At 54.2% G+C, this 14,398-nt stretch carries 11 protein-coding genes; 10 read left to right on the top strand and 1 reads right to left on the bottom strand.

What is annotated here, in order from left to right; genetic code table 11:
* Nucleotides 1-16: 16 nt before the first annotated feature.
* The 6 genes from msbA to ACO7SM_RS14020 all read left to right on the top strand — a co-directional run bounded on the left by msbA (nucleotide 17) and on the right by ACO7SM_RS14020 (nucleotide 6,038).
* A complete protein-coding gene (gene msbA / locus ACO7SM_RS14045) occupies nucleotides 17-1,765 on the top strand; it encodes a lipid A ABC transporter ATP-binding protein/permease MsbA (RefSeq protein ID WP_490468052.1) in 1,749 nt (582 codons plus the stop codon).
* Entirely contained in the window at nucleotides 1,762-2,739 is a 978-nt protein-coding gene (gene lpxK, locus ACO7SM_RS14040; RefSeq protein ID WP_490468051.1) for a tetraacyldisaccharide 4'-kinase, read from the top strand. Before msbA ends, lpxK begins: the two co-directional genes overlap by 4 nt.
* A gap of 41 nt (nucleotides 2,740-2,780) precedes the next feature.
* Nucleotides 2,781-4,013: a winged helix-turn-helix domain-containing protein gene (locus ACO7SM_RS14035; RefSeq protein ID WP_490468050.1), complete on the top strand. Its 1,233-nt coding sequence runs from the start codon at nucleotides 2,781-2,783 to the stop codon at nucleotides 4,011-4,013.
* A gap of 51 nt (nucleotides 4,014-4,064) precedes the next feature.
* Nucleotides 4,065-4,247 carry a protein YcaR gene (ycaR, locus tag ACO7SM_RS14030; protein WP_490468049.1) on the top strand — a complete coding sequence of 61 codons (183 nt, stop codon included), beginning with the start codon at nucleotides 4,065-4,067 and terminating at the stop codon, nucleotides 4,245-4,247.
* Nucleotides 4,244-4,990 (top strand): 3-deoxy-manno-octulosonate cytidylyltransferase, encoded by a 747-nt coding sequence (gene kdsB, locus ACO7SM_RS14025; protein ID WP_490468048.1) that lies wholly within the window; start codon nucleotides 4,244-4,246, stop codon nucleotides 4,988-4,990. Before ycaR ends, kdsB begins: the two co-directional genes overlap by 4 nt.
* 154 nt (nucleotides 4,991-5,144) lie before the next feature.
* Entirely contained in the window at nucleotides 5,145-6,038 is an 894-nt protein-coding gene (locus ACO7SM_RS14020) for a YcbJ family phosphotransferase (RefSeq protein WP_490468047.1), read from the top strand.
* Here the strand turns inward: ACO7SM_RS14020 and elyC are convergent.
* Nucleotides 6,015-6,794, bottom strand: a complete 780-nt coding sequence (elyC, locus tag ACO7SM_RS14015; RefSeq protein WP_490468046.1) for an envelope biogenesis factor ElyC — start codon at nucleotides 6,792-6,794, stop codon at nucleotides 6,015-6,017. The two genes, ACO7SM_RS14020 and elyC, sit on opposite strands and share 24 nt — an antisense overlap.
* Nucleotides 6,795-6,929: 135 nt before the next feature.
* Here elyC and cmoM point away from each other — a divergent pair, with 135 nt between their 5' ends.
* Genes cmoM through mukB form a run of 4 tightly spaced genes read left to right on the top strand, consistent with a single transcriptional unit; the run spans nucleotide 6,930 to nucleotide 14,180 of the window.
* Nucleotides 6,930-7,709, top strand: a complete 780-nt coding sequence (cmoM, locus tag ACO7SM_RS14010) for a tRNA uridine 5-oxyacetic acid(34) methyltransferase CmoM (RefSeq protein ID WP_490468045.1) — start codon at nucleotides 6,930-6,932, stop codon at nucleotides 7,707-7,709.
* A 3-nt stretch (nucleotides 7,710-7,712) separates the two neighbouring features.
* The gene (gene mukF, locus ACO7SM_RS14005; protein WP_490468044.1) at nucleotides 7,713-9,035 is read left to right on the top strand and encodes a chromosome partition protein MukF; all 1,323 of its coding nucleotides are present in this window, start codon (nucleotides 7,713-7,715) and stop codon (nucleotides 9,033-9,035) included.
* The gene (mukE, locus tag ACO7SM_RS14000; protein WP_490468043.1) at nucleotides 9,016-9,720 is read left to right on the top strand and encodes a chromosome partition protein MukE; all 705 of its coding nucleotides are present in this window, start codon (nucleotides 9,016-9,018) and stop codon (nucleotides 9,718-9,720) included. The genes mukF and mukE overlap by 20 nt, the downstream gene beginning before the upstream one ends.
* Nucleotides 9,720-14,180 carry a chromosome partition protein MukB gene (mukB, locus tag ACO7SM_RS13995; protein WP_490468042.1) on the top strand — a complete coding sequence of 1,487 codons (4,461 nt, stop codon included), beginning with the start codon at nucleotides 9,720-9,722 and terminating at the stop codon, nucleotides 14,178-14,180. Before mukE ends, mukB begins: the two co-directional genes overlap by 1 nt.
* Nucleotides 14,181-14,398: the final 218 nt, after the last annotated feature.

Genomic DNA, 14,398 nt, shown 5'->3' with positions numbered 1-14,398 from the left:
AATGCTGGTTTTTTGAATGCATAACGATAAAGATCTCTCTACGTGGCAGACGTTCCGCCGACTGTGGCCCACTATTGCGCCGTTCAAATTGGGTCTGATCGTGGCGGGGGGCGCGCTAGTCCTCAACGCAGCAAGCGATACCTTCATGTTGTCGCTCCTGAAGCCGTTACTGGATGACGGTTTTGGTAAAACAGACCGTTCGGTGCTGCTTTGGATGCCATTGGTGGTGATTGGTCTGATGGTATTACGTGGCATCACCAGCTATGTCTCCAGCTACTGTCTTTCATGGGTGTCAGGTAAGGTCGTGATGACCATACGTCGTCGCCTGTTCGGCCATATGATGGGGATGCCCGTCTCCTTTTTTGACAAGCAGTCGACAGGCACTTTGCTCTCGCGCATTACCTATGACTCAGAACAGGTCGCCTCTTCCTCTTCCGGAGCGCTGATCACCGTTGTGCGCGAAGGGGCCTCGATTATCGGTCTGTTTATTATGATGTTTTACTACAGCTGGCAATTGTCGATCATTCTGATCGTACTGGCGCCGGTTGTTTCAATTGCGATTCGCGTGGTTTCTAAGCGTTTTCGTAGCATCAGTAAAAACATGCAGAACACGATGGGGCAGGTCACGACCAGCGCTGAGCAGATGCTGAAAGGCCACAAAGAGGTGTTGATTTTTGGTGGTCAGGAAGTCGAAACCAAACGTTTTGACAAAGTCAGCAATAAAATGCGTCTGCAGGGGATGAAGATGGTGTCGGCTTCTGCTATCTCTGATCCCATCATTCAGCTGATTGCGTCTTTGGCGTTGGCCTTTGTCCTGTATGCGGCCAGTTTCCCAAGCGTAATGGAAAACCTGACCGCAGGGACGATTACCGTTGTCTTCTCATCCATGATTGCCCTGATGCGCCCGCTGAAATCGCTGACCAACGTCAACGCGCAGTTCCAGCGTGGGATGGCGGCATGTCAGACACTGTTTGCGATTCTGGACAGCGAGCAAGAGAAAGACGAAGGCAAACGTGTTATTGAACGTGCCAGCGGCGATCTGGAGTTCCGCAACGTCACCTTTACCTACCCGGGACGCGAAGTGCCGGCGCTGCGCAATATCAGTCTGAATATTCCGGCAGGTAAAACCGTGGCGTTAGTCGGCCGTTCAGGCTCAGGTAAATCGACGATTGCCAGCCTTATCACCCGTTTTTATGACATTGATGAAGGCCATATCCTGATGGACGGGCATGACCTGCGTGAATACACGCTGGCATCGTTACGTAACCAGGTTGCTCTGGTTTCGCAGAACGTGCATCTTTTTAACGATACTGTCGCTAACAACATTGCCTACGCACGTAATGAGGAGTACACCCGCGAGCAGATCGAAGAGGCTGCACGTATGGCGTATGCGATGGACTTTATCAACAAAATGGATGACGGTCTGGACACGGTCATTGGTGAGAACGGCGTCCTGTTGTCTGGCGGTCAGCGTCAGCGTATTGCGATTGCGCGTGCTCTGCTGCGCGACAGTCCGATTCTGATTCTGGACGAAGCCACTTCCGCACTGGATACCGAGTCCGAGCGTGCAATCCAGGCTGCGCTGGACGAGTTGCAGAAAAACCGTACATCGCTGGTGATTGCCCACCGTCTCTCTACCATTGAACAGGCTGATGAGATTGTGGTGGTGGAAGACGGGCTGATTGTTGAACGTGGAACCCATACTGAGTTGCTGGAACATCGCGGTGTTTATGCTCAGTTGCACAGAATGCAATTTGGTCAATGATCGCACGCATCTGGTCCGGTGAGTCGCCTTTGTGGCGGCTGTTACTCCCACTCTCCTGGCTATACGGCCTGGTGAGCGGGAGTATCCGCTTGTGCTACAGGCTGGGATTAAAACAAACCTGGCGTGCGCCAGTGCCGGTCGTTGTCGTGGGGAATCTGACCGCGGGCGGCAATGGTAAAACGCCTGTCGTTATCTGGCTGGTTGAACAGCTTCAACAGCGCGGTGTTCGTGTGGGGGTGGTTTCACGGGGTTACGGTGGCAAAGCACCATCCTATCCGTTGCTCCTGACGCACGAGACCACAACCGCAGAAGCGGGTGATGAACCGGTACTGATCTCTCAACGTACCGGCGCGCCGGTTGCCGTTTCGCCCAATCGCAGTGATGCGGTAAAAGCTATTCTGGCTCATCATGATGTGCAAATTATTGTGACCGATGATGGGTTGCAACATTACCGCCTGGCGCGTGATGTTGAAATCGTGGTGGTTGACGGTGTTCGCCGATTTGGCAATGGCTGGTGGCTGCCAGCAGGCCCGATGCGCGAACGCGCGGGGCGGCTTAAGTCGGTGGATGCGGTTATTGTTAATGGCGGCGTCGCAGAACCGGGCGAAATTCCCATGCATCTGGAACCCGGCCTTGCCGTTAATTTGCGCACGGGTGAGCGCTGTGACGTGGCGCAACTGCGTAATATCGTGGCCATGGCGGGCATCGGCCATCCTCCGCGTTTCTTTGCGACGCTCGACGCGTGCGGCGCACACCCGCAAAAATGTGTGGCACTGTCCGATCATCAGTCGCTCAGTTATGGTGACGTCAACGCATTACTCAGCGAAGGTCAGACGCTGGTGATGACGGAAAAGGATGCCGTTAAATGCCGTGCGTTTGCAGACGATAACTGGTGGTATTTGCCCGTTGATGCTCAGCTATCGGGTGAAGAACCGGATGCTTTGCTTAAGCAACTCATTTCGCTGGTTCGTTAGCTGAATCAGGCTGCGGCGGCGAACGATTTATGGAGTGATAAATGTCGTTGCCGCAACTCTCTCTTACCGACGCTCGTCACCTTCACCTTGCCGCCCAGGGGCTGTTAAAAAAATCACGCCGTCGCGCGCAGCCCGGCGATATTCTCGCTGCCATTTCACGCATGTCGCTGTTGCAAATCGACACCATCAACATTGTCGCGCGTAGCCCATATCTGGTGCTATTCAGCCGCCTTGGGAACTATCCACCTCAGTGGCTGGATGACGCATTATTGCGCGGCGAACTGATGGAGTACTGGGCGCATGAGGCCTGTTTTCTGCCGCGTAGCGACTTTGCGCTCATCCGCCACCGAATGCTGTCGCCCGAAAACATGGGCTGGAAGTATAAAGCGGCCTGGATGAAAGAACATGCCCGTGAAATCGAGCAACTGATGCAGCATATTCATCACAACGGCCCGGTACGCTCTGCGGATTTTGAACATCCGCGCAAAGGGGCCAACGGCTGGTGGGAGTGGAAGCCCCATAAACGTCATCTCGAAGGCCTGTTTACCGCCGGAAAAGTGATGGTAGTGGAACGTCGCAACTTTCAGCGGGTGTATGATTTGACGCAACGCGTCATGCCCCACTGGGATGATAACCGTGACCTGCTTTCTCAGGCGCAAGCGGAAACCGCGATGCTGGATAACAGCGCGCGCAGCCTGGGGATATTCCGTGAACCGTGGCTGGCGGACTACTACCGCTTAAAACGTCCCGCGTTGAATGCGTGGCGGGACGCCCGGGCAGAACAACAGCAGATAATCCCGGTAGACGTTGAAACATTAGGCACGTTGTGGCTCCATGCAGACCTTCAACCGTTGCTTGAACAGGCGCTGGCGGGCCAATTAACGGCGACGCACAGCGCCGTGTTGTCGCCGTTTGACCCCGTCGTCTGGGATCGCAAACGGGCAGAGCAACTGTTTGATTTCACCTATCGTCTGGAGTGCTACACCCCGGCGCCTAAACGACAATATGGTTATTTTGTCCTGCCGTTGTTGCATCGGGGGGCGCTGGTCGGGCGGATGGATGCCAAAATGCACCGCAAAACCGGGGTGCTGGAAGTGATTGCGCTGTACCTGCAAGAGGGGATCACGCCCGGTGCAACCCTGCAAAAAGGGCTGTTTCAGGCGATTAGCGATTTTGCGCGTTGGCAGCAGGCAAGGCGCGTTACGCTGGGCGTTTGTCCCCAGGGTTTGTTTGGTGACTGCCGACAGGGCTGGGAAATAGACGCAGAGAGATAGACGATTATGTTAATATTTACAGAATCACAATCCGGTCCATCTGGAGGAACTATGGATCATCGTCTGCTCGAAATCATTGCCTGCCCGGTATGTAACGGCAAACTCTGGTACAACCAGGAAAAACAAGAACTGATTTGCAAACTGGATAACCTTGCTTTCCCATTACGCGAGGGTATTCCGGTATTACTGGAAACCGAAGCCCGTCCTTTGACCTCCGACGAGAGCAAATCATGAGTTTTGTGGTCATTATTCCTGCGCGTTTTGCCTCGACGCGTCTGCCCGGTAAACCCCTGCAGGATATCAACGGCAAGCCGATGATTGTGCACGTACTGGAACGTGCGCGTGAATCCGGGGCCGATCGCATTATTGTGGCGACCGATCATGACGATGTGGCGCGCGCGGTAGAGGCGGCTGGCGGTGAGGTGTGCATGACCCGCGCCGATCATCAGTCGGGTACCGAGCGGCTGGCGGAAGTCGTGGAAAAATGTGGATTCAGCGATGATACCGTCATTGTGAACGTCCAGGGCGATGAGCCGATGATCCCGGCGGTCATTATTCGCCAGGTCGCGGAAAACCTGGCGCAGCGTCAGGTCGGTATGGCAACGCTGGCGGTGCCGATTCACAGTGCAGAAGAGGCCTTCAATCCAAACGCGGTGAAAGTGGTGCTGGATGCGCAAGGCTACGCGCTTTACTTCTCTCGTGCGGCGATCCCCTGGGATCGTGACCGTTTTGCCAACAGCCGTGAGACTATTGGCGATACCTTCCTGCGTCATTTGGGGATCTACGGCTATCGTGCCGGATTTATTCGCCGCTATGTGAACTGGCAGCCAAGTCCGCTGGAACACATTGAGATGCTGGAGCAGCTTCGTGTGTTGTGGTACGGCGAAAAAATCCATGTTGCCGTTGCCAAAGAAGTTCCCGGCACTGGCGTGGATACTGCCGAAGACCTTGAGCGCGTTCGCGCTGAAATGCGTTAAGCTTCAATACCGACACCCCGCTCAGTTATGAGAGGGGTGTCGTACCGTTACGATTTTCCTCCACTTTTCTTTTCATCAATTGATCTCATCAGGGTGACATCTGTCCATACGACGCTCATTATGAAAGCAGTAGCGTTTATGAGGGCAATCTGAAATGGAACAGCTGCGAGCCGAATTGAGTCATTTACTGGGTGAAAAGCTCAGCCGTATAGAGTGCGTGAATGAAAAGGTAGATACGGCGCTGTGGTCACTGTATGACAGTCAGGGAAAACCGATGCCGCTCATGGCGAGAAGTTTCACCACGCCGGGGTTGGCGCAACAACTGGCGTGGAAAACGACCATGCTGGCGCGTAGCGGCACGGTGCGAATGCCGGTTATTTACGGCGTCATGACCCATGAAGAGCATCCAGGCCCCGATATTTTACTGCTGGAAAGGATGCGTGGCGTACCCGTTGAAGCGCCAGCGCGAACGCCTGAACGGTGGGAACATTTAAAAGACCAGATCGTTGAAGGCTTGCTTTCCTGGCATCGTCAGGATAGCCGCGGCTGTGTGGGCGCGGTGGATAATACACAGGAAAATATCTGGCCTTCCTGGTACCGTCAGCGAGTCGAAGTGTTATGGAGCACGTTAAACCAGTTCAACAATACGGGGTTAACGATGCATGACAAGCGCATTCTGTTCCGTACCCGGGAATGCCTGCCAGCGCTGTTTGAAGGATTTAACGACAATTGCGTACTGATTCACGGCAATTTCAGTTTACGCAGTATGCTTAAAGATGCCCGCAACGATCAGCTTCTGGCTATGGTGGGGCCAGGCGTGATGCTGTGGGCGCCACGGGAGTACGAATTATTTCGCCTGATGGACAACGCACTGGCGGAAGGATTGCTCTGGCATTACCTGCAACGCGCGCCAGTCGCAGAATCCTTTATCTGGCGGCGTTGGCTCTATGTATTGTGGGATGAGGTTGCGCAACTGGTCAATACAGGGCGTTTTAATCGCGCTAACTTCGATCTGGCGGCCAAATCACTCCTGCCCTGGCTCGCCTGAAACCCCTTTAAGCCACTGCCAGACGCGGCCTAAGGTTTCATATCCGACGCGATCGCTGTGCATCAACCAGACGGGAGAAGGGATCGCGCGTTCCCACGGATTAAGCGGCGAATCAATCGCCAGTTGATTTGCCGGGGCGGGGAGCGGATGAAGCCCCGCCTGCTGGAAGAAAATCATCGCGCGCGGTAAATGCGACGCGGAGGTGACCAGCAGGAACGGCGCATCGCCGATGGCCTGTTTAACGGCAGCCGCTTCTTCTTCCGTGTCTTTGGGGCTATCCAGGGTGATGATATCGCTTAGCGGCACGCCGAGCGATTGCGCAACTCTGGCTCCGGCTTCAGCCGTACTGACACTATTCGTTTTTGCTCTTGCGCCGGTAAAAATCAGTTTTGCACCCGGATTGGCCAGCCAAAGCCGCACGCCTTCGTTGAGCCGCGGCAGGCTGTTGCTTATCAGGTTGGAACTCGGCGCCCACTGCGGATTCCAGGTATAACCGCCGCCCAGCACCACGACATACTCGACTTTTTGCGTATTTTGCCAGGTGGGATACTGGTCTTCGAGCGGTTTGAGTAAACGATCGGCAACCGGTTGCAGGCTTAACAGCAATAATGCGAGCCAGCTCAGACTCAGACACACCTTCCCGGTTTTTTGAAAGCGACTAAACCACACCAGCGCCAGTCCCACTCCCATGATCAAGAGCATGAGCGGAAGCGGCAGCAGCATACCGCCAATCACTTTCTTCAGTGTAAAAAGCATCCTTTTTGGTTCCTTTTTTAACCATATAGCAAGGGATCTGCAGGGATATTACACCAGACAGGTTCATTCTCGGCGTGGCTGTGACAAAATAGCGGTTTTATCAGATAACCCCTTTGTTAGCCTGTGGAGAGCCCTATGCGGGATCGCAATTTTGATGACATTGCAGAAAAGTTTTCCCGTAACATTTACGGAACCACCAAGGGGCAACTGCGGCAGGCTATTTTGTGGCAAGACCTTGACCGTGTACTGGCGGAAATGGGTGAGCAAAAATTGCACATCCTGGATGCGGGCGGTGGCGAAGGGCAAACCGCGATCAAAATGGCTGAACGGGGTCATCGGGTCACGCTATGCGATCTGTCCGGCGAAATGATTGCGCGCGCGCAACTGGCGGCAGAGGCGAAAGGCGTAAGCGAAAACATGCAATTTATCCAATGCGCCGCTCAGGATGTTGCTTCGCATTTGGAAAGCCCGGTTGATCTGATATTGTTCCATGCTGTGCTTGAGTGGGTCGCTGACCCCATCAGTATGTTACAGACGCTTTGGTCTGTGTTACGTCCCGGCGGCGTACTGTCATTAATGTTCTACAATGCTAACGGCCTGTTGATGCACAACATGGTGGCAGGGAACTTTGACTACGTGCAGGTAGGGATGCCAAAACGTAAAAAACGTACGCTTTCGCCAGACTATCCGCGTGAACCGGGGCAGGTTTACCAGTGGCTGGAAAATATTGGCTGGCAGATTACCGGCAAAACGGGTGTACGTGTGTTTCATGATTATCTGCGTGAGAAGCACCAACAGCGTGACTGTTATGAAATGTTAGTCGAACTAGAAACGCGCTACTGTCGCCAGGAGCCTTACATTAGCCTTGGCCGTTACATTCATGTCACCGCTCGCAAACCGCAGATGCAAGGATAACTTATGAGTGAATTTTCCCAGACAGTCCCCGAACTGGTTGCCTGGGCCAGAAAAAATGACTTCTCCATCTCGCTGCCGGTAGACAGACTTTCGTTCCTGCTGGCGGTGGCCACGCTTAACGGCGAGCGTCTGGACGGTGAGATGAGCGAAGGGGAACTGGTGGATGCATTCCGCCATGTCAGTGATGCGTTTGAGCAAACCAGCGAAACCATCGGCGTGCGCGCCAACAACGCGATCAACGATATGGTTCGTCAACGTCTGCTGAACCGCTTTACCAGTGAGCAGGCGGAAGGGAATGCCATATACCGTCTGACGCCGCTAGGGATAGGCATTACCGACTATTATATTCGTCAGCGCGAGTTTTCCACGCTGCGTCTCTCAATGCAGTTGTCCATTGTGGCGGGTGAATTGAAGCGTGCCGCAGATGCGGCGAGTGAGGGCGGCGATGAGTTCCACTGGCATCGCAATGTCTATGCGCCGTTGAAATATTCCGTGGCGGAAATCTTCGACAGTATCGATCTGACGCAGCGCATCATGGACGAGCAGCAGCAGCAGGTGAAAGACGACATCGCCCAGTTGCTGAACAAAGACTGGCGCGCGGCGATTTCGAGCTGCGAAATGTTGCTGTCTGAAACCTCCGGCACGTTGCGTGAACTCCAGGATACGCTGGAAGCAGCGGGCGATAAGCTGCAAGCCAATCTGTTGCACATTCAGGACGCAATCATGACGCGCGACGATCTGCATTTCGTCGACAGGCTGGTCTTCGACCTTCAGAGCAAACTGGATCGCATTATTAGTTGGGGTCAGCAATCTATCGACTTGTGGATTGGCTACGACCGGCATGTGCATAAATTTATCCGTACCGCCATTGATATGGATAAAAACCGCGTCTTTGCGCAACGTTTACGTCAATCCGTGCAGACCTATTTTGACGATCCGTGGGCGCTAACCTACGCCAATGCCGACCGTCTGCTGGACATGCGCGATGAAGAGATGGTTCTGCGTGACGAAGAGGTGACCGGGGAGCTGCCGCCGGATCTGGAATATGAAGAGTTTAACGAGATTCGGGAACAGTTGGCGGCGATCATCGAAGAACAGTTGGCTGTCTATAAATCCAGACAAACGCCACTGGATCTCGGTCTGGTAGTGCGCGAGTATCTGGCGCAATACCCGCGTGCGCGCCATTTTGATGTCGCGCGTATTGTTATTGATCAAGCGGTACGCCTTGGCGTAGCGCAAGCAGATTTCACCGGACTGCCGCCTAAATGGCAGCCGATTAATGATTACGGAGCCAAGGTACAGGCGCATGTCATTGACAAATATTGAACAAGTGATGCCGGTTAAGCTGGCGCAGGCGCTGGCAAACCCGTTATTTCCGGCGCTGGACAGCGCATTACGCTCGGGCCGACATATTGGTCTGGATGAACTGGATAACCATGCTTTCCTGATGGATTTTCAGGAATATATGGAAGAGTTTTACAGCCGCTATAACGTTGAGTTAATTCGCGCGCCGGAAGGTTTCTTCTATCTTCGCCCGCGTTCCACAACGATTATTCCGCGCTCCGTGTTGTCTGAGCTGGACATGATGGTCGGTAAAATCCTCTGCTATCTCTATCTCAGCCCGGAACGTCTGGCGAATGAAGGGATTTTTACTCAGCAAGAGCTGTACGACGAACTGCTGACGCTGGCTGACGAAGCCAAACTGTTGAAGCTGGTGAACAACCGCTCAACCGGTTCAGACGTTGACCGTCAGAAACTACAGGAAAAGGTACGTTCATCGTTAAACCGTCTGCGTCGCCTGGGCATGGTGTGGTTTATGGGCCACGACAGCAGCAAATTCCGCATCACCGAGTCGGTTTTCCGCTTCGGAGCCGATGTCCGTAGCGGCGACGATCCTCGTGAAGCGCAGCGTCGCTTAATTCGTGATGGCGAAGCGATGCCCGTCGAAAACCATCTACAGCTCAATGATGAGCCCGAAGAGAATCAGGCGGACAGTGGAGAGGAAGAATAATGATTGAACGCGGTAAATTTCGCTCACTAACGCTGATTAACTGGAACGGTTTCTTCGCCCGAACGTTTGATCTCGATGAACTGGTCACCACGTTATCCGGGGGGAACGGGGCAGGGAAATCCACCACCATGGCGGCGTTTGTTACGGCGCTTATCCCGGACTTGACCCTGCTGCACTTTCGTAACACTACCGAGGCGGGGGCGACCAGCGGATCGCGAGACAAAGGTCTGCACGGTAAGCTGAAAGCGGGCGTTTGTTACTCCATGCTGGATGTTCTCAACTCACGCCATCAGCGTGTGGTTGTGGGCGTGCGTTTGCAGCAGGTCGCCGGGCGTGACCGTAAAGTCGACATCAAACCGTTTGCCATTCAGGGGCTGCCGATGTCGGTACAGCCGACGCAACTGGTCACGGAAACCCTCAACGAGCGCCAGGCTCGCGTGCTGTCGCTTGCGGAGCTGAAAGAAAAGCTCGACGAGATTGAAGGCGTGCAGTTTAAGCAGTTCAACTCGATTACCGACTATCACTCGCTGATGTTCGATCTGGGCATTATTGCTCGTCGTCTGCGCTCCGCGTCAGACCGCAGTAAGTTTTATCGCCTCATCGAAGCGTCACTTTATGGCGGTATCTCCAGCGCGATTACGCGCTCGCTGCGCGACTACCTGCTGCCGGAAAACAGCGGTGTACGTAAAGCGTTCCAGGATATGGAAGCCGCGCTGCGTGAAAACCGTATGACGCTGGAAGCAATTCGCGTCACCCAGTCTGACCGCGACTTGTTTAAGCATCTGATCAGCGAAGCCACTAACTATGTGGCGGCTGACTACATGCGCCATGCAAACGAACGGCGGGTTCATCTGGATAAAGCCCTTGAGTATCGCCGTGAATTGCACACCTCGCGTAAGCAACTGGCGGCGGAACAGTACAAGCACGTCGATATGGCGCGTGAACTGGGCGAGCACAACGGTGCAGAGGGCGATCTGGAAGCCGACTATCAGGCGGCGAGCGATCATCTGAATCTGGTGCAAACGGCCCTGCGGCAGCAAGAAAAAATTGAACGTTACGAGTCAGATCTGGATGAATTACAGATCCGCCTTGAAGAACAAAATGAAGTGGTCGCCGAAGCGGTCGATCGTCAGGAAGAGAATGAAGCCCGTGCCGAAGCCGCGGAGCTGGAAGTGGATGAGCTGAAAAGTCAGCTTGCCGATTATCAGCAGGCGTTGGATGTACAGCAAACGCGCGCCATTCAATACAACCAGGCGATTCAGGCGCTTGCCCGGGCTAAAGAAATTTGCCATCTGCCGGATTTAACGGCGGACAGCGCGGCGCAGTGGCTTGAAACCTTCCAGGCCAAAGAGCAGGAAGCGACGGAAAAACTGCTCTCGCTGGAACAAAAAATGAGTGTGGCGCAAACCGCGCACAGTCAGTTTGAACAGGCATATCAGCTGGTGGCGGCGATCAATGGCCCGCTGGCGCGCGGTGAGGCGTGGGATGTCGCACGGGAACTGTTGCGCGATGGCGTCAACCAGCGTCATCTGGCGGAACAGGTTCAGCCGTTGCGTATGCGTCTGAACGAACTGGAACAGCGTCTGCGCGAACAACAGGAAGCCGAACGTCTGTTGGCTGAATTTTGTAAGCGCCAGGGTAAGCATTTCGATATCGACGAACTGGAAGCCCTGCATCAGGAACTGGAAGCACGTATCGCCGACCTTTCTGACAGCGTATCGAATGCGCGTGAACAGCGAATGACGCTGCGCCAGGAGCAGGAACAGGTTGAGTCGCGTATTCAGCATTTGATGCGGCGCGCCCCGGTCTGGCTGGCGGCGCAAAATAGCCTGAACCAGTTGTGCGAGCAGAGCGGCGAAGAGTTTACCTCCGGCCAGGATGTGACCGAGTATCTGCAACAATTGCTCGAACGTGAACGTGAGGCGATTGTTGAGCGCGACGAAGTGGGCGCGCGTAAAAATGCAATTGATGAAGAGATTGAACGCTTAAGCCAGCCGGGCGGTTCGGAAGATCAGCGTCTGAATACGCTGGCCGAACGTTTTGGCGGCGTACTGTTGTCAGAAATTTATGATGACGTCAGCCTGGAAGATGCGCCGTACTTCTCCGCGCTGTATGGGCCTTCGCGTCATGCGATCGTGGTGCCGGATCTGTCTCTCATCAGCGAACAACTGGAAGGGCTGACGGATTGTCCTGAAGACCTCTATTTTATCGAAGGTGACCCGCAGTCGTTTGATGACAGCGTCTTTAGCGTCGATGAACTGGAAAAAGCGGTGGTGGTGAAAACGGCCGAGCGCCAGTGGCGCTACTCCCGCTTCCCGGAAGTGCCTATCTTCGGGCGCGCGGCGCGTGAAAACCGTATTGAAAACCTGCACGCCGAGCGCGAAGGGCTTTCCGAACGTTTCGCGACGCTCTCTTTTGATGTACAGAAAACCCAGCGTCTGCACCAGGCGTTCAGCCGTTTTATCGGCAGCCACTTAAGCGTTGCCTTTGACGATGACCCGGAAGCGGAAATTCGCCAGTTGAATGGTCGCCGTGTGGAACTGGAACGCGCGCTGACCAATCATGAAAATGATAATCAGCAGCAACGTGTTCAGTTTGAACAGGCTAAAGAGGGTGTTTCCGCCCTGAACCGCTTGTTGCCGCGCCTGAATTTGCTGAGTGATGACACGCTGGCGGATCGCGTTGATGAAATTCAGGAACGTCTGGATGAAGCTCAGGAAGCCGCGCGTTTTGTGCAGCAGCACGGTAACCACCTGGCAAAACTGGAACCAATCGTCTCTGTTCTGCAGAGCGACCCGGAACAGTTTGAGCAGTTAAAAGAAGACTACGCGTATTCTCAGCAGGTGCAGCGTGATGCGCGTCAGCAGGCCTTTGCGCTGTCCGAAGTGGTACAGCGTCGTGCCCACTTTAGCTACTCCGACTCGGCGGAAATGCTCAGCGGCAACAGCGATCTGAACGAGAAACTACGTGAACGTCTGGAACATGCTGAAGCTGAGCGAACCCGTGCTCGCGAAGCATTGCGTGGACACGCCGCGCAGTTGAGTCAGTACAATCAGGTTATGGCGTCGTTGAAAAGTTCGTACGACACCAAAAAAGAGCTGCTTAACGATTTGCAGCGCGAATTGCAGGATATCGGTGTTCGTGCTGACAGCGGTGCGGAAGAGCGCGCTCGCATTCGTCGCGATGAGCTGCATGCGCAGTTGAGCAATAACCGCGCCCGTCGTAACCAACTGGAAAAAGCGTTGACCTTCTGCGAAGCGGAAATGGACAACCTGACCCGCAAACTGCGCAAGCTTGAGCGTGATTATCATGAAATGCGTGAGCAGGTAGTGACCGCGAAAGCAGGGTGGTGCGCCGTCATGCGGATGGTGAAAGACAACGGCGTTGAGCGTCGTCTCCACCGTCGCGAACTGGCCTATCTGTCGGCGGATGAACTCCGTTCAATGTCGGATAAGGCGCTCGGTGCGCTGCGTCTGGCCGTGGCGGATAACGAACATCTGCGCGATGTTCTGCGGATGTCCGAAGATCCGAAACGTCCTGAGCGTAAAATTCAGTTCTTCGTGGCGGTCTATCAACACCTGCGCGAACGTATTCGCCAGGATATCATCCGTACTGACGATCCGGTTGAAGCCATTGAACAAATGGAGATCGAACTGAGTCGTCTGACGGAAGAGTTGACCTCCCGCGAACAAAAACTGGCGATCAGTTCACGCAGCGTGGCGAACATTATTCGCAAGACAATCCAGCGTGAGCAGAACCGTATTCGTATGCTGAACCAGGGATTGCAGAGCGTTTCCTTCGGTCAGGTCAACAGCGTGCGTCTGAACGTCAATGTCCGCGAAACCCACGCCACGTTGCTGGATGTCCTTTCTGAGCAGCATGAACAGCATCAGGATCTGTTTAACAGTAACCGTCTGACCTTCTCCGAAGCGTTGGCGAAGCTGTATCAGCGTCTGAATCCGCAGATCGATATGGGGCAGCGTACGCCGCAGACGATTGGCGAGGAGCTGCTGGATTACCGTAACTACCTGGAAATGGAAGTCGAAGTTAACCGTGGATCTGACGGTTGGTTGCGCGCCGAATCCGGCGCCCTGTCTACCGGTGAAGCGATCGGTACCGGGATGTCCATTCTGGTGATGGTGGTACAAAGCTGGGAAGATGAAGGCCGCCGACTGCGCGGAAAAGACATCTCTCCATGCCGTCTGCTGTTCCTTGATGAAGCGGCTCGTCTGGATGCGCGTTCCATCGCAACGCTGTTCGAACTGTGCGAACGCTTGCAGATGCAACTTATCATCGCGGCGCCAGAAAACATCAGCCCAGAGAAAGGCACCACTTACAAACTGGTGCGTAAGGTCTTCCATAATACGGAACACGTTCATGTGGTCGGGTTGCGTGGTTTTGCCCCGCAATTACCCGAGCCTCTTCCAGGCACCGAAGACGCCTCATCGCAGGCAAGCTAGATGAAAAGGGCGGCTGAAAGGCCGCCTTTTCCTTTTCGAAAAAGTGAAATGCTGGGTGAAATATCTTTAAACTTCTTTACATTAGGTCAGGCAAAAACTTTTTGATGTTTATATACTGAAGGTAAGCCTGACGAGTAAGCAGGCTTGCTCGTCATACTTCCGTGTGTATTGGCGTTAAGCAGACGGTCTTGCAATGTAAAGTATGATCAAGAAAACAG

This window comes from Citrobacter sp. LJND-P06 (assembly GCF_058188415.1).
This window is presented reverse-complemented; position numbering and strand designations above follow the sequence as displayed.

Bases quoted from the DNA above. Each gene is read 5' to 3' on its own strand.
- msbA (WP_490468052.1), top strand. From the start codon at position 17: ATGCATAACGATAAAGATCTCTCTACGTGGCAGACGTTCCGCCGACTG.
- lpxK (WP_490468051.1), top strand. From the start codon at position 1,762: ATGATCGCACGCATCTGGTCCGGTGAGTCGCCTTTGTGGCGGCTGTTA.
- ACO7SM_RS14035 (WP_490468050.1), top strand. From the start codon at position 2,781: ATGTCGTTGCCGCAACTCTCTCTTACCGACGCTCGTCACCTTCACCTT.
- ycaR (WP_490468049.1), top strand. From the start codon at position 4,065: ATGGATCATCGTCTGCTCGAAATCATTGCCTGCCCGGTATGTAACGGC.
- kdsB (WP_490468048.1), top strand. From the start codon at position 4,244: ATGAGTTTTGTGGTCATTATTCCTGCGCGTTTTGCCTCGACGCGTCTG.
- ACO7SM_RS14020 (WP_490468047.1), top strand. From the start codon at position 5,145: ATGGAACAGCTGCGAGCCGAATTGAGTCATTTACTGGGTGAAAAGCTC.
- elyC (WP_490468046.1), bottom strand. From the start codon at position 6,794: ATGCTTTTTACACTGAAGAAAGTGATTGGCGGTATGCTGCTGCCGCTT.
- cmoM (WP_490468045.1), top strand. From the start codon at position 6,930: ATGCGGGATCGCAATTTTGATGACATTGCAGAAAAGTTTTCCCGTAAC.
- mukF (WP_490468044.1), top strand. From the start codon at position 7,713: ATGAGTGAATTTTCCCAGACAGTCCCCGAACTGGTTGCCTGGGCCAGA.
- mukE (WP_490468043.1), top strand. From the start codon at position 9,016: ATGTCATTGACAAATATTGAACAAGTGATGCCGGTTAAGCTGGCGCAG.
- mukB (WP_490468042.1), top strand. From the start codon at position 9,720: ATGATTGAACGCGGTAAATTTCGCTCACTAACGCTGATTAACTGGAAC.